We start from the raw sequence: 22,413 nt of genomic DNA on the forward strand, positions 1-22,413 counted from the left end.
TTGTTAACGCTTTCGGAAAGGCCCGGTAATTGCTTATCTTGTAAGTATGAAACGGTTTTTATTATCCTTGCTGATGATTTGTCCCTTATTGGCCTCCGCGCAGTCAGAAGGTTTCGAAGCCCGCTGGTTCACCCGCAACGGCGAAACCCTGCCATACCGCCTACTCCCGCCCGCAGGGTACAACGCAGGCACGGCATATCCCCTTATTATATTTATGCACGGCATCGGCGAGCGTGGTAACGATAATGAAAAGCAACTCCTCCACGGCAGCTCTCTTTTCCTCAACGACTCCCTCCGCCAGCAATACCCCGCATTCGTCATCTTCCCCCAGTGCGCAGACAATTCCACCTGGGCGCCCATGATGGTGCGGCAAGACTCCTCCGGCGAACGCTCCTTCCAATTCCCTGCGTCATTGCCACCCACCGCACCATCGCGCCTCCTCTACCAGCTGATCGACAGCCTCATGGCCTCCGGCAGCGTGGACACAAAGCGCCTCTATGTCGGCGGCATGTCCATGGGCGGGATGGGTACATTTGATATGCTTTCCCGCTTCCCCACGCGCTTCGCCGCCGCGTTCCCCATCTGCGGAGCCGGTAACGAAAAGCTCGCGAAACGATACGCCAAAAACACCGCCGTCTGGATCTTCCACGGCGCGGAAGATAAGGTGGTACCGCCTACATCCAGCCGGAAATTCTACGAAAACCTGAAAGACAGGGGCGCCGACGTCAAATACACCGAGTACCCCGGCGTGGGCCACAACAGCTGGGACAACGCCTTCGCCGAGCCGGAACTCTTCCCCTGGTTGTTCTCGCACCAGCTGCAATAGAAAAAGCTGCCCGAAGGCAGCTTCCACTCTCACAATAGCCGGATTGATCGTTAACGAGATATATGGCCCGGAGCACACCGCTCCGGGCTGTTTTTTATGCTTTGATCGCCTGCATGGACGCTTTGGCGGCTTCCACGGTGAAGTCGATGTCTTCCTGGCCGAGCGCATGGGAAATAAACCAGCTCTCGAACGCGGATGGCGGCAGGTACACGCCCCTTTCCAGCATCGCGTGGAAAAAACGGCGGAACAATTCGTTGTTGGCGCCCGAAGCCGATGTGAAATCCACGATCGGGTATTCCGCGAAGTGAACGCTCATCATCGAACCGATATGGTTCACCTGGTGAACGACGCCAGCTGCGCCCAGTGCGGAACGTAATCCGGCCACCAGCGCATTGGTTTTCTCTTCCAGCTGGGTGTAGAAATTCGGATGGTCGTTGAGCGCCTTCAGCAACGTATACCCCGCGATCATCGCAATGGGATTGCCGCTGAGCGTGCCCGCCTGGTACACTTTACCCGCCGGTGCAATATGCTCCATGATCTCGCGCTTGCCCGCGAAAGCACCTACCGGCATACCGCCGCCGATGATCTTACCGAAAGTAACGAGGTCGGCCTTGATGTTGAACAGCTCCTGTGCGCCGCCTTTGGCGAGCCGGAAACCGGTCATCACCTCGTCCATGATGAACACGATGCCGTTTTTATCGCAGATGTCGCGTAAGCCTTCGAGGAAGCCCGGCTGGGGCAGGATGCAGCCCATGTTGCCCGCAACAGGCTCCACGATGATGGCAGCGATCTGGTCAGGATGCTCCGCTACCAGCTGCTCCACCGCAGGCAGGTTATTATAAGGTACGCTGAGCGTATCTTCCGCCACGGACGCCGTAACGCCGGGAACGGATTGTATGCCGAGCGTCGCCACGCCGCTGCCCGCGCTTACCAGGAAGGAGTCCGCATGGCCGTGGTAGTTCCCTTCGAACTTAATGACTTTATTCCTCCCGGTATACCCGCGCGCCAGGCGCAGTGCGCTCATGCAGGCTTCGGTACCGGAGTTCACCATTCGCACCATTTCGATGTTGGGCACCATGCTGATGATCAGCTCGGCCACCGTCACTTCCAGCTCGGTAGGCGCGCCGAACGACGTGCTATAAGTCGCATATTCCTGGATGGCTTTCACCACGGGCTCATATGCGTGCCCCAGGATCATGGGGCCCCAGGAGTTGATGTAATCCACGTACCGGTTGCCGTCCACGTCGTACATATACGCGCCTTTCGCGTGCTGCATGAACACGGGCGTGCCGCCCACGCTGCGGAATGCCCGCACGGGCGAGTTCACGCCGCCGGGAATCACTTTGCCGGCCTTTTCGAATAATGCTTGGCTCTTTGTAAACATCTTTGCAGGGTTTTATTGGTTTAACAGGCGTACCGCGTCTTTCGCGAAATACGTGGCGATCAGGTCCGCCCCGGCACGTTTGATGCTGGTGAGGCTTTCGATGATGGCCTTCTCTTCGTTGATCCATCCCATTTTCGCCGCTGCCTTGATCATGGCGTATTCGCCGGATACATGGTAGGCGCTCACGGGAACGGTTACGCTGTCTTTGATCAGACGGATGATATCCAGGTAAGCCATGGCGGGCTTCACCATCACGATATCTGCGCCTTCGTCTACGTCCATCAGCGTTTCGCGGAGGGCTTCGCGGGCGTTGGCGTAATCCATCTGGTAGGTTTTTTTATCGCCGAAACCGGGTGCGGAATCCAGCGCGTCGCGGAACGGACCGTAAAAGCAGCTGGCGTATTTGGCGCTGTAGGCCATGATCCCGGTTTTGGTAAAGTTGTTTTCTTCGAGGATGTCGCGGATGGCGAGGATGCGCCCATCCATCATATCGCTGGGCGCCACAAAGTCCGCGCCGGCCTCGGCGTGACTGAGGCTCATGCGCGCCAGCACTTCCACCGTGGCGTCGTTCACGATCTCTTCATTCTCCACGATACCGTCGTGCCCGTAGCTGGAATACGGATCCAGGGCCACGTCCGTCATCACCACCATACCCGGAACGGCTTCCTTCACGGCCTTGATGGCGCGCTGCATGAGCCCGTCGGGGTTCACGGCTTCGGTGCCTTTGTTGTCTTTCAATTCGTCCGCACATTTAATGAACAGCAACACGCTCCGGATGCCCATCGCCCACAATTCCTTCGCTTCCTGCACGGTGCCGTCAAGCGAATAACGGAAGTAACCGGGCATGGAGGAAATCTCTTCCTTCACGCCTTTCCCTTCCACAACGAAGAGCGGCGCGATGAAATCGGCTGGGGTGAGGATGGTTTCCGCTACCATCGCACGGATGGCGGGAGAGGTGCGCAATATTCTGTTTCTTCTGATCATCACTGAAATATTTTAAAATTCGTCTGTTACGGTTTTACCCACTCGCGCGGCTTCAGGAATTCCAGCAGTTCCGCTTCCGGACTGCCTTCCGCCGGGTGGTAGTCGTATTCCCAGCGAGCGCGGGAAGGAAGGCTCATAAGTATCGACTCGATGCGCCCGTTTGTCTTCAGCCCGAACAGTGTGCCGCGGTCGTGGATCAGGTTGAATTCCACATAACGGCCCCTGCGGTATTCCTGCCACTCCACCTGCGCTTCGCCGTAAGGCAGCTCTTTCCGCCGCTCCACTATAGGCAAATAAGCTTGCAGGAAAGCATTACCGTTGGAGAACTGGAACTGCAGCAGGTCCTCCGCGGTACGTTCCGCAGAAGGACGCAAATAATCGTAAAATACGCCGCCGATACCACGGGCTTCGTTGTTCCGGTGCTTGTTGACGAAGTACTCGTCGCACTGGCGCTTGTATTGCTCGTAATAAGCCCCGCAGGCGTCTTTGAAGGTACGGTGAAAATGAATGCCGTCTTCTTCATGGATGTAATACGGGGTAAGATCCGATCCGCCGCCGAACCAGCTGTCCTGTATCTGCCCATCTTCCCCGTACAGCTCAAAGTACCGCCAGTTGGCATGCACCGTAGGTACGTAAGGGTTTTCGGGGTGGATGACGAGGGAAAGCCCCGCCGCCAGGAAGTTGCTGTTGTCAGCCACTTTAAACTGCTGCGCCATCACGGGCGGCAGTTTCCCGCTCACCACGGAGGTGTTGACGCCTCCTTTCTGGAACACCTTACCGCCGGAAATCACGCGGGTAATGCCTCCGCCGCCTTCGGGGCGCGTCCAGCGGTCTTCGCGGAACTTCGCTTTCCCATCGGCCAGCTCCAGTGCGGCGCAGATGTCGTTTTGCAGCTGGTGGATGAAGGGAACGAAACGGTCTTTTATGGACATATTATGCATAGTTCTTAACGGCTTCGATGAATGCTTTGGCGTGGTCCACAGGGATGTTTGGCAGGATGCCGTGCCCCAGGTTGGCGATGTACCGCTGCGGCCCGAATGCGTCGATCATTTTCTTCACGGATTTCTGGATCTCCGGGATCGGCTTCATGAGCTGCGCGGGATCGAAGTTGCCCTGCAAAGTGATGCCCGGCCCTGCAAACTGGCGGGCCAGTTCCGGCTTGATGCACCAGTCGAGGCCGAGGCCCTGCGCGCCGGTGGCGGCCATTTCTTCGAGAGCGAACCATGCGCCTTTGGCGAACACGATCACGGGCGCTACGCCCTGCATCGCGGCCACGATCCGGCGGATGTATTGCAGCGAGAAGTTTTCGAAGTCTTCCGGGCTGAGGAGGCCTCCCCACGAGTCGAAGATCTGCACTACGTCGGCGCCCGCTTCCACCTGCGCTTTCAGGTAGGCGATGGTGGTTTCGGTGATGCGGTTCAGCAGCTCGTGGGCTACTTCGGGTTGGGTATAGCAGAAAGCTTTGGCTTCGTCAAACGTCTTGGAGCCCTTGCCCTGCACCATATAGCAAAGCAGCGTCCAGGGGGCGCCGGCGAAGCCGATGAGGGGCACGCGGCCGGCCAGCGTTTGCTTCGTGAGGCGCAGGGCGTCCATCACGTAGGAAAGGCTGTCGTTCACGTCGGGGATATGAATGCGGCCAAGGTCCGCGGCGGATTTGATGGGTTGGGGGAGCAGGGGGCCCACCTTCTCCACGAGCTGCACTTCCATGCCCATCGCCTGCGGCACCACGAGGATGTCGGAGAAGATGATGGCGGCGTCTACCCCTACCTGGTCTACCGGCATCACGGTGATTTCGGTGGCCAGTTCGGGCGTCTGGCAACGCTCGAAGAAAGAATATTTATCGCGGAGCTTGATATAGTCAGGCAAAAAGCGGCCGGCCTGGCGCATCATCCATACCGGGGGGCGGGGTACCGGGCTGCCCGAAAGGGCCTTCAGCAGCAGGTCGTTCTGTAATCCGTTCATTCGTTGCTATTATTGATGTTGTCAAAATATTCGATGGCTGTTTGTACCAGCGCGGGAACCGAAGCTTCCGCACCGATGACCGGCTGCCTGCCGGTGGCTGCCTGCACGGAAGCGCCCGTCGTTTCGCCGATGGCGAAATAAACGGTCCCCCCGTCCGGAAGGTTCCGCTGGAAAAAGCTGTGAACGCTGCTGGGACTGAAAAACAGCACCCCGTCAAACCGTTCCTCCAGCTCCGCGGGCGTTTCCACGGTCTGGTATACAACAAGTTCCTCTACGGCGATGTTGTGCGTCAGCAGGTGCTCCGGCAGTTCGTTCCGGCGGATGTTGCCGCAAAGGAACACTACTTTCCCGATATTCCCTTCGGCCACAATCTGCTTTGCCAGCTCCAGCGAGCTGGAGGCCGTCCCGAGGATCGTTGCGCCGGGAATCTCCGCCTGGATCACTTCCAGGGTGGCGCCGCCGAGGCAATAGATCTTTTGTTCCGCGCCGTAATCCCAGATCCCGGCAACGGACTTCACCGTATTCGGACTGGTAAACACAAGCACATGGCCGCCGAGTGCGATCTCCGCCAGCCGCGCGGAAAGTTCCGGGGAACGGACGGGCAGGATGTCAATGAAAGGCTGGTCTACCAGAGCAATGCCGTGTTGGGCGGCGGCCTGGCGCAGCGATTCCTGGAGCGACTTCGTGCTTAATATGCTGTATTTAGCGCTGTTGGGCATTTCTGATTTCCTGTATTACGGCGTCTCCGCCCTGGGAAAGGATTTCAAGCGCCGCGTCGTGCCCGGTGCCGGCGGCGGCCGAAACGGCGACGCGGCGGGTGGTGAGGAACGAGCGGGTGCCGTCGAGGCTGCAAAGGCTGCCTTCGAAGAACATTTCGCCGTTGCTGATGTAGGCGTAGGCGCTGATCGGCGTGGTGCAACCGCCGAGGAGGGTGCGCAAAAAGCCGCGCTCTTCAGTCGTGCAGATGGCGGTGTCGGTATGGTGCAGCGGTGCGAGGGCATCGCGTACGGCCGTATTGTCTTCCCGGCAGGCGGCCACAATGGCGCCTTGCGCGGGGGCCGGGATCATCCAGTCGAGTTCCAGGGAGGTTGCCGGGCGAACGTTGATGCGCTCGAGCCCTGCTGCGGCGAAGATGGCGGCGTCCCAGTTTTCGGAAGCCAACTTTTCCAGGCGTTTGATGACGTTGCCGCGGAGGTTGTGGAGCTGATGGTTGGGATAGCGGCGGAGCCATTGCGCTTTGCGGCGGATGCTGCTGGTGGCGATATTGGCTGCGGAAGCGGGATCGTCGAGGAAAGCGGTGCTGCCTTTGTGGACGAGCAGGTCTTTCACCGGCCCGCGCTCCAGGATGGCGGCGTTGACGAGGCCCTGCGGGAGCTGGGTGGGGACGTCTTTAAATGAATGCACCGCTACGTCGATCTTGCCGGCGAGCAGCGCGATGTCGAGGGTTTTGGTGAAAATGCCTTGTACGCCGATCTCGTAAAGGGGCGTCACCAGGTCGATGTCGCCTTCGCTTTTAATGGGGACCAGCTCCACGGCGTGGCCGTTTTGCGTCAATAAATCTTTCACCAGGTTAGCCTGCCACATGGCGAGCTGGCTATCCCGTGTGCCTATTCGGATCATCTTGTCCATTGTTTTTAGTCCTGATTTGCGCCGGTCTCGAAAATTTCGCTGATCATCGCGATGTATTGGTCGCCTTTTTCAGTTTCCTTGCGCACTTTGCCGGCCATGAGGTTAATCATTTTCTGGATGATGCGGGAAGAAACTTCCTCGATGTCTTCCAGGTTATAATGAGCGCCGTTTTTCTGCTCTTTGATTTCGCGGGCGTGGATCTCGGTGAGTTTTTCCTTGACCGCTTTGAGCACTACGGCATGTTTGCGCATTTTATACCAGTAGAGGAACTCTTCCATGTGTTCCTCGATGATGGAGATAGCTTTGGGAACTTCGTTGAGCCGGCGGGCGAGGGTTTCGTCCTGGATCTTGCTGAGATCGTCGACGTTCACGACTTCCACATGGGGAAGCTCGCGCACGTCCGCGGCAACGTTGAAGGGAATGGAGAGATCCACGATCAGCTTGCCGGCGGTGCTTTCCATATGTTTGCGGAGGATCGTGGGCTGGGAGGCGTTGGTCGCCACCAGGATCACGTCGGCCGCGCGCAGGGAATCGTCGAGCTGCTCGTAAGGAGCATACCGCAACCCGTGCTTGCCGGCGAAATCTTCCGCCACGGCCGTGGTGCGGTTGATGAGCGTGATATTGCGCACGCCCAGGTATTCCATCATGTTCTTGCAGGTGTTGCGGCCGATTTTGCCGACACCGAGCAATACGATGTTTTTCTGTTGAATGTCAGCCACCTTGCTTTCCAGCAGCCTCACGGCGGCGAATGCTACCGATACGGTGCCGGAGCTGAGGCCGGTTTCGTTTTTGATGAGCTTGGAAACCTGCAGCACGCTGTTCACCAGTCTTTCCAGGAAAGTACCCACACACCCGTTTGCTTTCGCGAACTTGGCGGCGCCCTTTATCTGGCCGATGATCTCATAGTCGCCGAGGATCTGGCTGTCGAGCCCCGTGCCTACCTGGTACAGGTGGCGGACGGCGCCCTCGCCGGACTTCACATACGCCAGGCTGTTGAACACCTGCAAATTACCGTTGGCGGCGCCGCACAGGAGCCGCATCAGATCGGCCGGATCGGGGGCGAAACCATAAATTTCGGTGCGGTTGCAAGTGGAGAGCACGAATAAATCGTGCATGCCGGCAGCTTGCGCTGCCAGTAAAAGTTGCTGATATTGGTCCTGGTTTATGGCAAATAGTCCCCGGATCGCAGCGTCAGTTTTCTTATAGTTGATCCCAACGATATGAAAATTCGATATGTCTTTAGGCTGTTTGACCTGCATGATTTTCTTAAAAGCTTCCGGGTGCAAAAATACTGTCATACCCTTCAAAACCACGTCAGAGGCTGTCACCGGTATGTCATTTCTCCCTATGGTGAAAGGCACTCCCAAAAAATGATTTTCATCAGTCGGCTGAAGCCTGTGCTGCCACGGCGTTGTAACATTCGCATGACGTAGAGCCATGATGGATGTCATGATAAAGTCCCTTCCGTGGCCTTTTCCAGGTGCATGAATCTAACAATTTAATGACAGTGGATGCGGAAGTTACCTGTAAAAGCGCGTAATTTCGCATGAATTTTGACAAAGTTTATGGTCGCAACATCTGATACAGCCATCGTGCTCATGAATCTCGGATCGCCGGATTCCACCGCCGTTCCGGACGTGAAGAAATATCTCCTCGAATTCCTGATGGATAAACGCGTGATCGATTACCCCTGGCTCATGCGCAAGTTGCTGGTGGGGGGCGTGATCGTTCCGAAGCGTGCGGAGAAAAGCGCGGAAGCATATAAAAGTATCTGGTGGGAAGAGGGCTCCCCGCTCATCGTGCTCACCAAACAATTGCAGAAAGCCCTGCAGCACGATATGGAAATGCCGGTTGAAATCATGATGCGATACGGCAACCCTTCCCCCGAATTCACTTTCGATAAACTGGTGAAAGAACATCCCGGTTTGAAAAACGTGGTGCTCGTGCCCCTGTACCCGCATTACGCGATGAGCAGCTTCGAAACGGCGGCCGAATACGCGAAAGAAATCTACCGCAAAAAACGCTATCCCTTCGCACTGAAGGTGATAGAACCGTTCTACCGCCATCCCGACTACATCCACGCCCTGGCAGAAAGCATGCGGCCTTATGTGGAGCAGGAATTCGATCACCTGCTGTTCAGTTATCATGGTGTACCGGTAAGGCATATACGCAAAGGTGACGTCACTGGCAGTCACTGCCTGAAGGTAAACGACTGCTGCCATGTGGATTCGAAAGCCCATAAACAATGTTACCGGCACCAGGTGACCGTCACCGCGGAACTGGTGGCGAAGGAACTGGGTATCCCGCGGGAAAAATGGAGCTTATGTTTCCAGAGCCGCCTGGGGCGCGAGGAGTGGATCCGGCCGTATACCGACGAGCGCCTGCGCGCGCTCCCGGGCGAAGGCGTGAAAAAGCTGCTGGTGGTATGCCCGGCGTTTGTGTCGGATTGCCTCGAAACACTGGAAGAGATCGCGGTGGAAGGAAAACACACTTTCATCGAAAGCGGCGGCGACTCCTTCACGATGATCCCCTGCGTGAACACGCATCCCGAATGGGTGAAAACCCTTGGGATCCTGTGCCGCGAGAAAATGGATGCGGTCATGGTATAAAAACCAGGATATAAAATATCTGGGAAGCCGGTGTATATGCGCCGGCTTTTTTATGTCCGCACCGCGCGAAAACGGAGATATTTATTTCGGCCGGACCGGAATTTTTCACTAAATTCCATCAGCTAAATTCCAACACCGATGATCTTGGCCGTTCTCAAGGAAAAAACAGGAGAAAACAGGGTGTCGCTCGTTCCGGAAGTCGTGAAGCAACTCGTTCAGCAACAGGTGGAAGTATGGGTGGAGGAAAGCGCGGGCATGGCGGCATTTTATCCGGACGGATTATACCGGGAAGCCGGCGCGGCCCTTAAGTCCCGGGGAGAAATCCTCAAAGGAGCCGATGCATTGCTGTCGATACGCCCTCCCGATGCGGCGGATTACGAACAGGCGGCGCCCGGAAAGATCTGGGCAGGCGTGTACCAGCCCCTGTATAACCCCGGCCTCATGCAACAGCTCGCCGCCCGGCAGTTCACCGTTTTCAGTCTCGATTCCATCCCCCGCACCACGCGCGCCCAGAGCATGGACGTGCTCAGTTCCCAGGCGAATATCGCCGGATACAAGGCTGTGTTGCTCGCCGCATACACCTATGGCCGCTATTTTCCCATGTTCATGACCGCCGCCGGCAGTATCCCTCCGGCGAAAGTGCTGATCCTCGGCGCCGGCGTGGCAGGCCTGCAGGCCATCGCCACCGCGCGCAGGCTGGGCGCCGTTGTGGAAGTGTTCGATACCAGGCCGGCCGTTAAAGAAGAAGTGATGAGCCTCGGCGCGAAGTTCGTGGAAGTGGAAGGCGCGGCCGATGCGTCAAAAGCCGGCGGTTACGCCGTGGAGCAGTCGGAGGAATTCAAGCGTAAACAGGAAGCCCGCATCGCCGAAAGCGCCGCCAAAGCGGATATTGTGATCACCACCGCCCAGATTCCCGGCAAACCAGCACCCATATTGCTCTCCACCGCCGCCGTGGAAGCCATGCGGCCCGGGAGCGTCATCATCGACCTGGCCGCCGCCACCGGCGGAAACACCGCGCTCACGAAGAATGGCGAAACCATCCTGCACCAGGGCGTCACCATCATCGGGAACTCCGACCTGGCGGGCACCGCACCGGCAGACGCCAGCAAACTCTACGCGAAAAACATGCATAACTTCCTGAAATTGTCCATCGGAAAAGAAGGGCAATGGCAACCGGATTATGCCGATGATATCGTGCAGGGCGCCTGCATCGCGCGCGACGGGCAGGTGACCAACGAACGGGTAAAACAGCTGCAACCCGCAGCCTTATGATATTTCATCCAATAGCAAAATCATTATGACCGCAATCCTGGATTTTCTGCAACTCCATATCGAGATGGTATACATCGTGATACTGTCTGTTTTCCTGGGGATCGAAGTGATCTCCCGGGTGCCATCCGTGTTGCACACGCCGCTCATGAGCGGCGCCAACGCCATTCACGGCGTGGTGATCATCGGCGCCATCATCGTGATGGGAAAAGCCGAACCGGATAACTGGCTGGCCCTCGTGCTGGGGTTCCTCGCCGTAATACTTGGCACGCTGAACGTGGTGGGAGGTTTCGTGGTGACAGACCGCATGCTGGAAATGTTTAAAAAGAAGAAATAAGCCCATTATGCCCGGATTACTGACGCTCGCTTACCTTATCGGCTCCATCACGTTCATCGTGGGCCTCAAGATGCTGTCGAACCCCGCCACCGCCCGCAAAGGCAATCTCATCGCGGCGGGCGGCATGTTCATCGCCATTATCGGCACCATTTTCCTTTACGAAGAAGGCGGAGAACGCCTGCACAACTACGGCTGGATCTTCGGCGGCCTGTTCATCGGCTCCGTAGTCGGCGTATTGGCCGCGAAGAAAGTGAAAATGACCGCCATGCCCGAAATGGTGAGCCTATTCAATGGTATGGGCGGCGCCTGCGCCATGCTCATTTCCATCGTCGAATTCGATCATCTCGCCAACGGCCATACCACCATCAACATCGGCGAATTCATCAAAAGCGCCATCGGGCAGGCCACTGCCACCGGCGATTTCAATATCGCCGAAAGCTTCGGCAACCCCGTCGGTAAATACCTGATTATCCTGCTCGGCCTCATCATCGGCACCGTGTCTTTCGCGGGCAGTATGATCGCCTGGGGCAAGCTCAACGGGAAAGTGAAAGATTTCTCGTTCAACGGACAGCATATCGTGAACCTCGCCGTGCTGGCCGCGATCGTGATCGCTTCCGCCTGGTTGCTGTATGATGTGCACCAGCAATTCAACAGCGGCGAAGGCGGCTGGACTTCCTATCCGCCCAACACGGTATTGCCGGATATACAGATTCAGCAACTGCGCGAAACGGGGCTGATCAATGCATTGTTTTATGGGATACTCGCATTGTCTGTCGTATATGGTGTGATGTTCGTGATGCCGATCGGCGGCGCGGATATGCCTGTAGTGATTTCGCTGCTCAATTCCTTCACCGGTGTGGCGGCGGCCTGCGGCGGATTCCTGTACGATAATCCCGTGATGCTGACAGGCGGTATTCTTGTCGGCTCTGCCGGTACGATCCTCACCATCCTCATGTGCAAAGCCATGAACCGGTCGCTGAAGAACGTACTGATAGGATCTTTCGGCGCGCACGCTGCTGCAGGCGGCGGGGGCGTGAAGGAGCAGGGGAATTACAAAGAAATCAATATCGCCGATGCGGCCGTTGTGATGCGGTATGCCAGCAAAGTGATGATCGTGCCGGGATATGGCCTTGCCGTAGCGCAGGCGCAGCACGTTTGCCATGAACTGGAAAAACTGCTGGAGGAAAAAGGGGTGGAAGTGAACTATGCAATCCATCCGGTAGCGGGCCGCATGCCGGGGCATATGAACGTGCTCCTTGCGGAAGCGGATGTGCCGTATGAAAAGCTTGAAGAGATGGAAACCGCCAATGCCGCCATGGCCAATACGGACGTGGTGCTGGTGCTGGGCGCCAACGATGTGGTGAACCCCGCCGCCAAAAACGATCCCGCAAGTCCCATTTACGGCATGCCCATCCTCGAAGTGGAACTGGCGAAGATGGTGATCGTCAATAAGCGCAGTATGAAACCTGGATACGCGGGGATCGAGAACGAGCTGTTCTTCCAGCCCAAAACGTCGATGCTGTTCGGAGACGCGAAGTCCGTATTGCAGCAGCTGGTGGCGGAAGTGAAGACGCTGTAAATCGTTACCTTTGCGTAAAAATTTACCTTGCCAGCATTACCACAGGCATTTATCGATACATTGAACGGCCTTCCGGGATATGACGCCGCCGCTTTCCTGGCGGTGCACAATTCCCCGGAACGCATTACCAGCGTGCGCCTCATGCCGCAGAAAGCGCAGGATATCACATCGGTATTCCCGCAGCTGGAAGCGCAGCGCGTACCCTGGACAGAAGGTGGCTACTATCTTTCCAGCCGCCCTTCCTTTACATTCGATCCGCAATTCCATTCCGGCGCGTATTACGTGCAGGAAGCATCGTCCATGTTCCTGGAAGAAGCCCTGCGGCAAACGCTCCCGGCGTCATCCCCCCTCAAAGCCCTCGACCTCTGCGCCGCCCCCGGCGGAAAGAGCACGCTCATCCAGGCGGCGCTGCCGGCCGGGAGTATACTCGTTTCCAATGAAGTAATCCGCCCGAGAGCCGCGCTGCTGGCGGATAACTTGTCACGCTGGGGTACGCCGGACGTCGTAGTGACCAACAACGACCCGCGTGATTTCTCCCGCCTCGAAAACTTTTTCGACCTCATGGTGGTAGACGCTCCCTGCTCCGGTTCCGGCCTCTTCCGCCGCGATCCCGAAGCCGTGCAGGAATGGTCGTATGATAATGTAATGCTCTGCAGCCAGCGCCAGCAGCGCATCCTGGCCGACGCGCTGCCTGCGCTCAAGCCCGGCGGCATCCTCATTTATTCCACCTGCTCTTACGCAAGGGAGGAAGATGAGCGGCTGCTCGACTGGCTCATGGAATACGACAACTTCGTTTCACTGCCGTTGCAGCTGCAACCGGAATGGCATATCGTGGCCACCGAGTCGCCCGTCCATAAAGCGGCCGGTTACCGGTTTTATCCCGATAAAGTGAAAGGGGAAGGGTTCTTCATCGCCTGTCTCCGGAAGGAAGGCGAAGCCGCATCACCCAAAAAAGGGAAAAACAAATTCCCGGAAATAGCGAAGAAAGATGTGGAGCGCATCCTGCCCTGGCTCAAGCCGGGCGCGGATGTCCGCATGATGGCGCACGACGGCGAAGTCCTGCTGGTAGCACCCGCCGTGGCCGAAGAAATCACGCTGCTGCAACAGTTATACATCCGTAAGGCCGGCGTGAAAGCGGGCCAGCTGACGGACAAGGAACTCATTCCGGATCACCAGCTGGCGATGAGCACCATCATCTCTCAGGACTTGCCCGCCCGGGAGCTTTCATTGGAAGATGCATTGCATTATCTTCGCAGGGAAGACCTCCGGGTCGACGCCGCGCTGAAAGGCTGGGCGCTCATGCGGTTCCGGGATATGAACCTGGGCTGGGCGAAAATCCTCCCCAACCGTGTCAACAATTACTATCCGAAAGAAATGCGCATCCTGAAATCCGGTATGCCGGAAACATAATACGGACGCGCTTTCCGGCGTTCTTGACAATGTGCATAATTCGCGTGGATATTTACTTTCCCCGCCGGAGGACAGAAATTGGATGGAAACTTTTATATTCGTTCCCTTAAAGTATTAGTAAATATGTTAAAGTCAGTAATGTTGGGTGTGTTGATGGCCGGTACGATCAGGGTAGCCGCACAGGATACGCTGTTGGTACGTGGCGCTTCGCCCGATCTCTATTTGACGCATTCCGTGAAGAAAGGAGAAACCTGGTACAGCCTGGGAAGGGCTTACGGCCTGAGCCCCAAGGAGATTGCGGCAAGGAATAAGATGGATATGGCGGCAGGCCTGAGCCTCGGCAAATCGGTCATCATTCCCCTCAACAAAAATAATTTCGTGCAAACGAAAAATGCGGGTTCCGGCGTTCGCCCGGTGTATCATCGCGTGGCCGAAAAGGAAACCCTCTACCGCATACACGTCAACTACGGCAAAGTGCCCCTGGATAATGTGCGCGAATGGAACCGCCTCGCCGGCGACGGTGTGCAGAAAGATGCATTTCTGATCGTTGGATATGTAAAAGGAAACGGCCAGTCCATCATCCTCCCGCAGTCCTCCGCGGCCGCTCCGGAAGAGGCGGTTGTTGTGAAGAACACCGAAAACAGGCCCGCGCCGCCCGTAGCGGAAACCAAACAGGCCACGCCGCCGCCCGCTCCCGCGCCTGAAACCAAACCGGCTCCCAAAGCACAAACACCCGCCCCTGAAAACAGGCCCGCCGTGGTGGAAAGCCAGCCCGCCGAGCCCCGCCAGGTAGAAAAAGCCCCCACCAGCATTGGCCGTGCGCCCGAAGTGCCTGAAGGTGGCTTCGAAACCATGTTCAATCAGCAAACCAGCAACGGTCGCGACGTGACGAAGGAAAAAGGCCCCGGCTCCTGGTTTAAAAGCAATGCAGTGGTAGGCTCCGGCAAATATTACGCCTTGCACAACACCGCCCCGCGCGGCACCATCGTGAAAGTGACCAATCCGCTCACCGGCCGGTCCATTTACGCGAAAGTGCTCGACGCCATCCCCCAGCTCAAAGCCAATGCGAACCTCATCATCAAATTAAGCGACGCCGCGCAGGACGCCCTCGGCTCCACAGAAGGCCGCTTTTACTGCGAACTGAGCTACGAGGAACTCCGGTAGTTTTCAACCACGAACATAAAAAGCGGGGCGCCTGATACCAGGCGCCCCGCTTTCTTTTCCCGAGATCTCCGTCAGCTGAACCGGAATCCCCGTAAAAATTCTTCCACCCCCATTTTCTTCTTCCCTTCCAGCTGCAGTTCCAGCACGCTCAGGTAACCGCCCGGCGCGGCGAATTTGAGGTATGTTTTGCCGTCGCTGTGGGCGCTCCCCGGCGCATGATCATGCGCAGACGGCTCCGGTACGGCTTTATAGATTTTAAGCGTTTTGCCCTGCAATGTCGTGAACGCAGCGGGGTAGGGGCTTAGCCCCCTTACCAGGTTGTACACCCGCTCCAGTGGCTGCTCCCAGTCGATTTTGCAATCTTCCTTGAAAATCTTGGGCGCATGTTTCAGTTCGCCTGCTTCGATTTCCTGCTGGGGTTGCCCGTGGAGATTGCCTTCCTGCAAAGCGGCTACGGTGCGCAGGAGCGTTTCCGCCCCCGCCCGCATGAGCGCATCGTGCAGCTCGCCGGCGGTTTCATCCGCCCGGATGGGCACTTCCGCTTTAAACAACACATTACCCGTATCGATTTCATGCTGCAATTTGAAAGTAGTGACGCCGCTTTTTTCTTCCCCGTTGATGATGGCCCAGTTGATGGGCGCCGCGCCGCGGTATTGCGGCAGCAGCGAGGCATGGACGTTGATAGTGCCCAGCGGCGGCATGTCCCACACCAGCTCAGGCAGCATGCGGAAAGCCACTACCACCTGCAGATCAGCCGAATAGCCGCGCAGCTCTTCGAGGAAGGCGGGATTCTTCAGTTTCTCGGGTTGGAGAACGGGTATGTTATGCTGGACCGCGTATTGTTTCACGGCGCTTTGTTGCAACTGGAGTCCGCGGCCGGCAGGTTTGTCGGGCGCGGTGATCACGGCCACGACGTTATATCCGTTTTTAACCAGCGCATCCAGCGAGGCCACTGCGAAATCGGGCGTGCCCATAAAAATGATTCTCATGGGTGCAAATGTATTCAATTTAGAAATCGGTATACAACAGGTATTTCTTGCGGATGTTCGCGAAACGCTGCAAACCGGGTTCCCAGCTCTTGCGGATCGCTTCGGCGGTAAGCCCCTGCTGGATTTGCTTCCGCAAAACATCGCTGCCGGCCAGTTTGTCGAAGAAATTATTGAAGAAACGCGCTTTCTCCGGGAACAGCTGGTAAGCGTTGATAATGTAGCTCAGATCGATCTCATCGGTCAGGGGATCGATGACGGTGAGGTCGAAGCCGTAGCAGAGCGAGTCCATCAGCACCGGCGATTTCGCGCCCGGAACGCTTTTCGGTGTAAAGGAAAAGAGGTTTTGGGGCAATAAGGGGTGCCCGTACACCTGGAAGGGCTTGTCGGTGCCGCGGCCCAGACTGAAGACGGTGCCCTCGAACAGACAGGTAGAGGGATACAGGTAGATGCTCCGCATGTTAGGCAGGTTGGGCGAGGGCTTCACCGGCAGCTGGTACATGGTGTTATGGTCGTAATTTTCGCAGGTGATAACGGTGAGCGCGCATTGCACTTTCCCTTTCAGCCAGCCTTCGCCATTGAGCATTTTGGCGTATTCGCCGACAGTCATGCCATGCACGGTGGGGATGGGCTGCATGCCCACGAAAGAGCGGAAGCGGGTGTCGAGGATGGGGCCGTCGATGTAATGGCCGTTAGGATTGGGGCGGTCGAGGACGATGAGGGGTTTGTTATTTTCCGCTGCGGATACCATCAGTTCTTCCAGTGTGGAGATGTAAGTATAGAACCGCACGCCCACGTCCTGCACGTCAAAAACCAGCACATCCACATCCGCCAGGTCTGCCGCGGTGGCTTGCCGGTGGGAGCCGTAAAGGGAAACGATGGGGAGACCGGTACGGCCGTCGCGGCTGTTGCCCACTTTCTCGCCCGCGTCTGCCGTGCCCCTGAAACCGTGTTCGGGGCTGAAGATTTTCACGATATTGACTTTCAGCGACATGAGCGAATCCACGAGGTGGACGCTGGGGCTGATCATGGAAGTTTGGTTTACGAGCATCCCCACCCGTTTGCCTTTCAGCAGCGGGAGGTAAGCGTCGGTCCGTTGTGCGGCGGTGCGCACGTTGGGATGCTGTGCCAGCAGGGTGGCGGGGAGGCAGCAGAGCATCAGCAGTTTGAGGAAGCTATTCATGTAAAATCGGGTTGAATACAACAAAATAAGGTGGCAAACCGTAAATAAAAAACAAAAAACGTACCTTCACCTTCTATTATCTTATTTTAAATATTTTATATGCAACAAGTTAAGACCGGCGATACCGTTCGCGTACATTACCACGGGCGGTTACAAAATGGCAATACTTTTGACTCCTCCGAAGGCCGGGATCCGCTTGAGTTCAAAGTGGGCGCCGGTATGGTGATCAGAGGTTTTGACAATGGCGTGCTCGACATGAAGCCCGGCGATAAAAGAACGCTGAACATCGCAGTAGAAGAAGCATATGGCCCGAAAAGCGAAGAGCTGATCATGGAATTTCCGAAAGCCAACATCCCCGCCGATCTGAACCCGCAAGTGGGTATGGACCTGCAGATGAGCAATCCCCAGGGCCAGGTGTTCCCGGTGAAAGTTGTTGCTATCACCGACGAATTCATTACCCTCGACGCCAACCATCCCCTGGCAGGCGAGCCCCTGATCTTCGACATCGAACTGGTAGAGATCGTTTAACCGGTCCTCCTTATACATTTCCTGAAAGTAAAAAGTGGTCCGCTGCTTTTTACTTTCACTTTTTATACCCATCCCAATATGGACAAACAATATGCATACTCCGTAACCGAGCGCTTCCTCCGCTACGTAACGGTAGACACCCAATCCGATCCGCAAAGCACGACCTTCCCTTCCACCGAAAAGCAAAAAGACCTGGCCCGCATCCTGGTACAGGAATTGCAGCAAATCGGCATCGCAGACGCAGAACTGGATGAGCATGGGTATGTATATGCCACCATTCCCGCTACTTCCGATAAAAAAGTTCCCGTCATTTGCCTTTGCGCGCATATGGACACGGCGCCCGATTGCTCTGGGAAAGACGTAAAGCCCATCGTGCACAAAAACTACGACGGCAAAGACATCGTGCTGCCTGATGATCCCTCCCAGGTCATTTCCGTGAAGGAACATCCGTACCTCGCGCAAAAGACCGGCGACGATATCATCACTGCCAGCGGTAAAACCTTGCTGGGCGCAGATAACAAAGCCGGTGTCGCGGAAATTATGGATGCGGCGCAATACCTCATCCAGCACCCCGAAATCCCGCATGGCAAGATCCGTATCCTCTTCACGCCCGACGAAGAAGTGGGCCGCGGTGTGCAGCATGTGAACATGCAGAAGCTCGGCGCCGATTTCGGGTATACGATGGATGGAGGAGAACTGGGCGCGCTGGAAGACGAAACCTTCTCGGCCGACGGCGTCAAAATCTCCATCCACGGCGTCAGCGCCCATCCCGGTTCGGCGAAAGGCAAGCTGGTGAGCGCCATTAAGATCGCCGCGGAAATTTTGCATTCGCTGCCGAAAGATATCCTCAGCCCGGAAACCACCGAAGAACGCCAGGGGTTCATTCACCCGGTACGGATCGATGGTATTACCGAAAAGGCGGAGATCGAGTTTATCATCCGCGATTTCACCACGGCGGAGCTGGAAGGGCATGAGTTTTACCTGCGCAAGATCATGGAATCCGCGATCGGCAGGCACCCCGGCGCCACCGCCACCTTCGAGGTGAAGGAGCAGTACCGCAATATGAAGGAAGTGCTGGACAAGCATCCTGAAGTGGCGGCCAATGCCGAAGAAGCGATCCGCCGCGCAGGTGTGGAACCGCTGAAGAAGAGCATCCGCGGGGGAACTGACGGTTCGAGGCTTTCCTTCATGGGATTGCCCTGCCCGAATATCTTCACCGGCGAAATGGCGCTGCATTCGAAGCATGAATATGTAAGTGTGCAGGACATGCAGAAAGCCGTTGATGTGATCATTCAGCTCGCCCGTGTATGGGAAGAGCGCGCCGTATAATTTATTGCCGGGGAATGCGTTTTTATTATTACTTTGATCCCTTGTTAATACAAAAAAGAACGAAAATTTAATACATGTTGCTAGGACTCGTAACGTTAATGCAGGACTCGCTGCTGTTGCCGAAGGCCGACACCGTGGCTACGGCCGCCCAGGGAGCCGCAGCCGCCGCGCAGGAAATGAAACTGTGGGATATGATCGTAAAAGGCGGACCGCTGATGATCCCCCTGGGGGTGCTTTCCGTGATCGCCATTTACGTATTCGTGGAAAGATACCTGACCATCGCCCGCGCGGGCAAGCTGGAAAGCAATTTCATGCCGATGATCCGCGACCACATCACTTCCGACAATATCAGCGCCGCCCGCTCGCTCTCGAAAAACACGCAGGGCCCCATCGCGCGCATGATCGATAAAGGCATCCAGCGCATCGGCAAACCTGTCGACAGCATCGAGAAATCGATGGAGAACGTAGGCAAGCTGGAAGTGTACAAAATGGAAAAGAACCTCGTGATCCTGTCCATCATCGCCGGCATCGCGCCGATGTTCGGGTTTTTGGGAACCATCGCAGGGATGATCCAGACCTTCTTCAACATCTCCCAGACTTCCGATATTACCCTGAGCACCATCGCCGGGGGGATTTACGTGAAAATGGTGACCTCCGCCGCAGGTCTGATCATCGGCCTGGTCGCCTACGTAGGTTACAGCTACCTGCAGGCCCAGATCGACAAAGTGGTGAACAAGATGGAAGCCGCTTCCTCCGAGTTCATCGACGTGCTCCTGGAGCCGGTAAAACGCTAATCATTCAAAAGAAACTGAATCAACATGAACCTGCGGAGCCGAAATAAAAGACATGCGGAAATGCACAACGGCGCGTTGAACGATATCCTGTTCATCCTGCTGCTGTTCTTCCTCATCGTCTCCACCCTGGCCAACCCCAACGTCATCAAGCTGGCGTTGCCGAAAGCCGCTTCCAACACCAAAGCCAAGCAAACGGTGGTGGTGAGCATTGATGCGGGGCAGCGATTTTTCGTGGGCACCAACCCCGTTTCCTTCTCCGAGCTGCAGGCTATCCTGGCTTCCAAGATACCCGTGGGCGAAGTGGATCCCACCGTTGTGATCAACGCCGAAGAATCCGTTCCCATCAGCGCAGTGGTATCCGTTATGCAGATCGCACGGGAGCTGGGCGCCAAAACGGTACTGGGTACCGCCAAGCCGCAAAACGCACCGGCCAGATAACCGGTTGACAATATTTTTTACAGTAAGAAACTGCATCCGCACCGGGTGCAGTTTTTTTTATGCCTTCGAAGCGCGCACCATCCGGTCTTTCCCGAACATATCCTTCTTCAGGATCACATCCAGGTACCGCTGCTTTTCCAGTTCCGCCTTCACTTCCTGCCCGTAATCCTCGTGGATTTCGAAATACAATTTGCCGCCGGGGTCGAGGCGCTCCATGGCCAGCTGGCCGATGCGGCGGTAAAAAAGCAAAGGGTCGTTGTCGGGCACGAATAATGCCGTGGAAGGCTCGAAGTGCTGTACGTTTACCGCCATATCCGCTTTTTCCCTTTCCGGAATGTAAGGCGGGTTGCTGATGATCACGTTCAGGCAGGGGAGCAGGGCGGCGGCTTTGGGATCGAGCACGTCCTGTTGCACGAAATTAATGGCGGTATGTTGCATCTGTGCATTGCGGCCGGCTACGGAAAGCGCGCCGGGGCTCACGTCCATCGCCCAGATATCGGCCGAAGGCCAGTGTTTTTTTAATGCGATAGGGATACATCCGCTGCCTGTACCGATATCCAGTAGCCGTAGGGCGGGTTGGGAAGGATGGTCGAGCAGCACCCATTCCACGAGCTCTTCCGTTTCCGGCCGGGGGATCAGAACCTGGTCGTTGACGATCAGTTCCATGCCGTAAAACCAGCTTTTACCCGTGATATGCTGGATGGGCCTGCCTGCCAGCAGTTGTTCCAGGCCCTCGCTGTACTTCGATTCCCATTGCGGGGGCAGGTCCATATCTTTGTGCACGATGCGGTCCAGCTTGCCGAGCCCGGTGATGTGCTCCATGAGGAGATGCCCGATATTGGCTGCTTCCCGCATGTCGTACATGGGGCGGAGAGCGTTGGTAAGGTTTGCGAATGCGGATTGGATCGTCATGTTATACGGCAAAACAGCGGAAAATAGCCGCTGAAACGATATTTTTGCAAATATCTACTTTAGGACGTAATGAGCAACACCCACCCGCACGAATTTTTTATGCAACGCTGCATCGACCTGGCGCTCAGGGGCGGGGGCCATGTTGCGCCCAACCCGATGGTAGGCGCCGTGCTGGTGCATGAAGGGACCATTATCGGGGAAGGGTACCACCAGTTCTGGGGAGGCCCCCACGCCGAGGTCCGCTGCATCAACAGCGTTCCGCCCGAACTGCAGGAGCTCATCCCCCGGTCTACCCTTTACGTTTCCCTCGAGCCCTGCGCACACCACGGTAAAACGCCGCCCTGCGCCGATCTCGTGGTGTCGCAGAATATCCCGGAAGTGGTCATCGGGTGCGTGGACGGCTTCTCCAAAGTAGCCGGCAAAGGCATCGAAAAACTCCGTCAGGCCGGCATCGGCGTCACTGTTGGCGTGCTGGAAGATGCCTGCCGGCACCTCAACCGCCGGTTCTTCACCTTCCATGAACAAATCCGCCCTTATGTGGTGCTCAAATGGGCGCAATCGGCCGACGGCTTCATCGCTCCGCCCGACCGTTCCCCCGTCCGCATCTCCAACCCGTACGCCGACCGCCTCGTGCACCGCTGGCGCACGGAAGAAGCCGGGATCATGGTAGGCACACAAACAGCTTTGCTGGACAATCCGCGGTTGACGGCCCGCCTCTGGCCGGGGAAATCGCCGGTCCGCATCGTGCTGGACCTCGATAGCAAAGTGCCGGGGAGCCATTACGTGAAAGACGGATCGGTGCGCACACTTATCCTGACTTCCATGGAAATTGATGCGGAACAGGCCCTCGTGCCGCAGGTGCTCGCGCAATTGCATAAGGAGTCAGTCCTCAGCGTGATCGTGGAAGGCGGTGCTTTGCTGTTGCAACAGTTTATCAGCGGCGGGCATTGGGACGAGGCACGTGTCATCACCGGGCAAATGGCATTGGGCGGCGGATTGCCGGCGCCCGTGCTTAAAAATGCACGGATGCAGGAAAGTGCTTTCATCGCGGGCGACAGGATCGATACATTCGTCCCCGCCGTTACTTAAA

At 56.7% G+C, this 22,413-nt stretch carries 22 protein-coding genes; 12 read left to right on the plus strand and 10 right to left on the minus strand.

Features of this window, described 5'->3' with window-relative positions:
• The first annotated feature begins 46 nt into the window (after positions 1-46).
• Positions 47-826, plus strand: a complete 780-nt coding sequence (locus WJU16_RS19950; protein ID WP_341835171.1) for a prolyl oligopeptidase family serine peptidase — start codon at positions 47-49, stop codon at positions 824-826.
• Between the two features lie 94 nt (positions 827-920).
• Here the strand turns inward: WJU16_RS19950 and hemL are convergent, their stop codons facing one another.
• The 7 genes from hemL to hemA are packed head-to-tail and all read right to left on the minus strand — an operon-like array spanning position 921 to position 8,083.
• Positions 921-2,210, minus strand: coding sequence for a glutamate-1-semialdehyde 2,1-aminomutase (hemL, locus tag WJU16_RS19955; RefSeq protein ID WP_341835172.1), 1,290 nt, complete (start codon positions 2,208-2,210; stop codon positions 921-923).
• A gap of 12 nt (positions 2,211-2,222) precedes the next feature.
• Positions 2,223-3,194 carry a porphobilinogen synthase gene (gene hemB / locus WJU16_RS19960; RefSeq protein WP_298708452.1) on the minus strand — a complete coding sequence of 324 codons (972 nt, stop codon included), beginning with the start codon at positions 3,192-3,194 and terminating at the stop codon, positions 2,223-2,225.
• A gap of 26 nt (positions 3,195-3,220) precedes the next feature.
• The gene (hemF, locus tag WJU16_RS19965; protein WP_341835173.1) at positions 3,221-4,126 is read right to left on the minus strand and encodes an oxygen-dependent coproporphyrinogen oxidase; all 906 of its coding nucleotides are present in this window, start codon (positions 4,124-4,126) and stop codon (positions 3,221-3,223) included.
• Between the two features lies 1 nt (position 4,127).
• The gene (gene hemE, locus WJU16_RS19970) at positions 4,128-5,156 is read right to left on the minus strand and encodes a uroporphyrinogen decarboxylase (protein WP_341835174.1); all 1,029 of its coding nucleotides are present in this window, start codon (positions 5,154-5,156) and stop codon (positions 4,128-4,130) included.
• Complete coding sequence (locus WJU16_RS19975; RefSeq protein ID WP_341835175.1) at positions 5,153-5,875, minus strand: uroporphyrinogen-III synthase; 723 nt, start codon at positions 5,873-5,875, stop codon at positions 5,153-5,155. Before WJU16_RS19975 ends, hemE begins: the two co-directional genes overlap by 4 nt.
• Positions 5,859-6,776, minus strand: coding sequence for a hydroxymethylbilane synthase (gene hemC, locus WJU16_RS19980; RefSeq protein WP_341835176.1), 918 nt, complete (start codon positions 6,774-6,776; stop codon positions 5,859-5,861). The genes WJU16_RS19975 and hemC overlap by 17 nt, the downstream gene beginning before the upstream one ends.
• A gap of 14 nt (positions 6,777-6,790) precedes the next feature.
• Complete coding sequence (gene hemA / locus WJU16_RS19985) at positions 6,791-8,083, minus strand: glutamyl-tRNA reductase (protein WP_341835177.1); 1,293 nt, start codon at positions 8,081-8,083, stop codon at positions 6,791-6,793.
• Between the two features lie 267 nt (positions 8,084-8,350).
• Here hemA and hemH point away from each other — a divergent pair, with 267 nt between their 5' ends.
• The 6 genes from hemH (at position 8,351) to WJU16_RS20015 (ending at position 15,153) form a co-directional block, all read left to right on the plus strand.
• Positions 8,351-9,394 (plus strand): ferrochelatase, encoded by a 1,044-nt coding sequence (gene hemH, locus WJU16_RS19990; protein WP_341835178.1) that lies wholly within the window; start codon positions 8,351-8,353, stop codon positions 9,392-9,394.
• Positions 9,395-9,532: 138 nt separating this feature from the next.
• The gene (locus tag WJU16_RS19995; RefSeq protein WP_341835179.1) at positions 9,533-10,666 is read left to right on the plus strand and encodes a Re/Si-specific NAD(P)(+) transhydrogenase subunit alpha; all 1,134 of its coding nucleotides are present in this window, start codon (positions 9,533-9,535) and stop codon (positions 10,664-10,666) included.
• Between the two features lie 25 nt (positions 10,667-10,691).
• Complete coding sequence (locus WJU16_RS20000; RefSeq protein ID WP_333864869.1) at positions 10,692-11,000, plus strand: NAD(P) transhydrogenase subunit alpha; 309 nt, start codon at positions 10,692-10,694, stop codon at positions 10,998-11,000.
• 7 nt (positions 11,001-11,007) lie between these two features.
• A complete protein-coding gene (locus WJU16_RS20005) occupies positions 11,008-12,579 on the plus strand; it encodes an NAD(P)(+) transhydrogenase (Re/Si-specific) subunit beta (RefSeq protein WP_341835180.1) in 1,572 nt (523 codons plus the stop codon).
• A 27-nt stretch (positions 12,580-12,606) separates the two neighbouring features.
• Positions 12,607-13,989: a methyltransferase RsmF C-terminal domain-like protein gene (locus tag WJU16_RS20010; protein ID WP_341835181.1), complete on the plus strand. Its 1,383-nt coding sequence runs from the start codon at positions 12,607-12,609 to the stop codon at positions 13,987-13,989.
• 123 nt (positions 13,990-14,112) lie between these two features.
• On the plus strand, positions 14,113-15,153 hold the full coding sequence (locus tag WJU16_RS20015; protein ID WP_341835182.1) for a LysM peptidoglycan-binding domain-containing protein: 1,041 nt from the start codon (positions 14,113-14,115) through the stop codon (positions 15,151-15,153).
• 71 nt (positions 15,154-15,224) lie between these two features.
• Here WJU16_RS20015 and fmt read toward each other — a convergent pair whose 3' ends face one another.
• Together fmt and WJU16_RS20025 are read right to left on the minus strand one after the other, a co-directional pair.
• Entirely contained in the window at positions 15,225-16,142 is a 918-nt protein-coding gene (gene fmt / locus WJU16_RS20020; RefSeq protein ID WP_341835183.1) for a methionyl-tRNA formyltransferase, read from the minus strand.
• A 19-nt stretch (positions 16,143-16,161) separates the two neighbouring features.
• Complete coding sequence (locus WJU16_RS20025; protein WP_341835184.1) at positions 16,162-17,322, minus strand: DUF1343 domain-containing protein; 1,161 nt, start codon at positions 17,320-17,322, stop codon at positions 16,162-16,164.
• Between the two features lie 99 nt (positions 17,323-17,421).
• Between WJU16_RS20025 and WJU16_RS20030 the strand changes: the two genes are divergently transcribed.
• The 4 genes from WJU16_RS20030 (at position 17,422) to WJU16_RS20045 (ending at position 20,411) form a co-directional block, all read left to right on the plus strand.
• Positions 17,422-17,850 carry a peptidylprolyl isomerase gene (locus WJU16_RS20030; protein ID WP_341835185.1) on the plus strand — a complete coding sequence of 143 codons (429 nt, stop codon included), beginning with the start codon at positions 17,422-17,424 and terminating at the stop codon, positions 17,848-17,850.
• Between the two features lie 78 nt (positions 17,851-17,928).
• The gene (pepT, locus tag WJU16_RS20035; protein WP_341835186.1) at positions 17,929-19,179 is read left to right on the plus strand and encodes a peptidase T; all 1,251 of its coding nucleotides are present in this window, start codon (positions 17,929-17,931) and stop codon (positions 19,177-19,179) included.
• A gap of 74 nt (positions 19,180-19,253) precedes the next feature.
• Positions 19,254-19,973 (plus strand): MotA/TolQ/ExbB proton channel family protein, encoded by a 720-nt coding sequence (locus tag WJU16_RS20040; protein ID WP_341835187.1) that lies wholly within the window; start codon positions 19,254-19,256, stop codon positions 19,971-19,973.
• Positions 19,974-19,997: 24 nt separating this feature from the next.
• Positions 19,998-20,411, plus strand: coding sequence for a biopolymer transporter ExbD (locus WJU16_RS20045; protein ID WP_341835188.1), 414 nt, complete (start codon positions 19,998-20,000; stop codon positions 20,409-20,411).
• A gap of 57 nt (positions 20,412-20,468) precedes the next feature.
• Here WJU16_RS20045 and prmC read toward each other — a convergent pair whose 3' ends face one another.
• On the minus strand, positions 20,469-21,323 hold the full coding sequence (gene prmC, locus WJU16_RS20050) for a peptide chain release factor N(5)-glutamine methyltransferase (RefSeq protein WP_341835189.1): 855 nt from the start codon (positions 21,321-21,323) through the stop codon (positions 20,469-20,471).
• Between the two features lie 99 nt (positions 21,324-21,422).
• On the opposite strand from prmC, the gene ribD reads away from it, so the two are divergent.
• The gene (gene ribD / locus WJU16_RS20055; protein ID WP_341835190.1) at positions 21,423-22,412 is read left to right on the plus strand and encodes a bifunctional diaminohydroxyphosphoribosylaminopyrimidine deaminase/5-amino-6-(5-phosphoribosylamino)uracil reductase RibD; all 990 of its coding nucleotides are present in this window, start codon (positions 21,423-21,425) and stop codon (positions 22,410-22,412) included.
• The last annotated feature ends 1 nt before the right edge of the window (position 22,413 follow it).

The sequence above is a fragment of the Chitinophaga pollutisoli genome, from assembly GCF_038396755.1.
In the GTDB taxonomy this organism is placed as follows: domain Bacteria; phylum Bacteroidota; class Bacteroidia; order Chitinophagales; family Chitinophagaceae; genus Chitinophaga; species Chitinophaga pollutisoli.

Coding starts and splice junctions, on each gene's coding strand:
- ribD (WP_341835190.1), top strand. CDS start 21,423: ATGCAACGCTGCATCGACCTGGCGCTCAGGGGCGGGGGCCATGTTGCG.
- prmC (WP_341835189.1), bottom strand. CDS start 21,323: ATGACGATCCAATCCGCATTCGCAAACCTTACCAACGCTCTCCGCCCC.
- WJU16_RS20005 (WP_341835180.1), top strand. CDS start 11,008: ATGCCCGGATTACTGACGCTCGCTTACCTTATCGGCTCCATCACGTTC.
- hemB (WP_298708452.1), bottom strand. CDS start 3,194: ATGATCAGAAGAAACAGAATATTGCGCACCTCTCCCGCCATCCGTGCG.
- hemC (WP_341835176.1), bottom strand. CDS start 6,776: ATGATCCGAATAGGCACACGGGATAGCCAGCTCGCCATGTGGCAGGCT.
- hemE (WP_341835174.1), bottom strand. CDS start 5,156: ATGAACGGATTACAGAACGACCTGCTGCTGAAGGCCCTTTCGGGCAGC.
- hemA (WP_341835177.1), bottom strand. CDS start 8,083: ATGACAGTATTTTTGCACCCGGAAGCTTTTAAGAAAATCATGCAGGTC.
- pepT (WP_341835186.1), top strand. CDS start 17,929: ATGGACAAACAATATGCATACTCCGTAACCGAGCGCTTCCTCCGCTAC.
- WJU16_RS20040 (WP_341835187.1), top strand. CDS start 19,254: ATGTTGCTAGGACTCGTAACGTTAATGCAGGACTCGCTGCTGTTGCCG.
- WJU16_RS20015 (WP_341835182.1), top strand. CDS start 14,113: ATGTTAAAGTCAGTAATGTTGGGTGTGTTGATGGCCGGTACGATCAGG.
- WJU16_RS20045 (WP_341835188.1), top strand. CDS start 19,998: ATGAACCTGCGGAGCCGAAATAAAAGACATGCGGAAATGCACAACGGC.
- hemH (WP_341835178.1), top strand. CDS start 8,351: ATGGTCGCAACATCTGATACAGCCATCGTGCTCATGAATCTCGGATCG.
- hemL (WP_341835172.1), bottom strand. CDS start 2,210: ATGTTTACAAAGAGCCAAGCATTATTCGAAAAGGCCGGCAAAGTGATT.
- fmt (WP_341835183.1), bottom strand. CDS start 16,142: ATGAGAATCATTTTTATGGGCACGCCCGATTTCGCAGTGGCCTCGCTG.
- WJU16_RS20030 (WP_341835185.1), top strand. CDS start 17,422: ATGCAACAAGTTAAGACCGGCGATACCGTTCGCGTACATTACCACGGG.
- WJU16_RS19975 (WP_341835175.1), bottom strand. CDS start 5,875: ATGCCCAACAGCGCTAAATACAGCATATTAAGCACGAAGTCGCTCCAG.
- WJU16_RS20000 (WP_333864869.1), top strand. CDS start 10,692: ATGACCGCAATCCTGGATTTTCTGCAACTCCATATCGAGATGGTATAC.
- hemF (WP_341835173.1), bottom strand. CDS start 4,126: ATGTCCATAAAAGACCGTTTCGTTCCCTTCATCCACCAGCTGCAAAAC.
- WJU16_RS19950 (WP_341835171.1), top strand. CDS start 47: ATGAAACGGTTTTTATTATCCTTGCTGATGATTTGTCCCTTATTGGCC.
- WJU16_RS20025 (WP_341835184.1), bottom strand. CDS start 17,322: ATGAATAGCTTCCTCAAACTGCTGATGCTCTGCTGCCTCCCCGCCACC.
- WJU16_RS19995 (WP_341835179.1), top strand. CDS start 9,533: ATGATCTTGGCCGTTCTCAAGGAAAAAACAGGAGAAAACAGGGTGTCG.